Here is a 391-nt window from a genome sequence, read left to right on the forward strand (position 1 = left end):
GTGCGCGCCTGCCCCGAATCCCTGCCCGGGCAGGCTGCTCCACAGCGACGACGCGGCCGTGACCAGGTCGGGCCAGCCGTGGAGGAGCCGGCCGGCGTCGTCGCCGGCGACGTCCATCAGCAGGTGGCGCGCGGTGTGGTCGACGTCGTGCAGCAGCTCGCCGACGGTGCGGATGTCCCGAGAGGTGAGCGGGATCTGCGTGGTGTCGAAGAGCGCGTCGTCGACGTCGGCGAAGCCGCGTCGGCGGTCAGCATCCAAGGTCGCGTGCCTCCCGGATCAGGTCGCACAGGTCGACCACCAGCTGGGAGCTGTTGACCAGGTCGGGGCGGTGGGCTGGGAGCGGCCGGGTGAGCTCCTCCGCGGCCGTGAGCAGCTGCAGCGCGCTCTGCCC

General features: G+C 73.1%; 1 protein-coding gene. It reads right to left on the reverse strand.

What is annotated here, in order from left to right:
* Positions 1-258, reverse strand: a 258-nt coding sequence (locus CF8_RS22805) for a hypothetical protein (protein ID WP_036491706.1), incomplete at its 3' end; no start/stop codon positions are given.
* Positions 259-391 lie beyond the last annotated feature (133 nt).

The sequence above is a fragment of the Nocardioides sp. CF8 genome, from assembly GCF_000389985.1.
Taxonomy (GTDB): domain Bacteria; phylum Actinomycetota; class Actinomycetes; order Propionibacteriales; family Nocardioidaceae; genus Nocardioides; species Nocardioides allogilvus.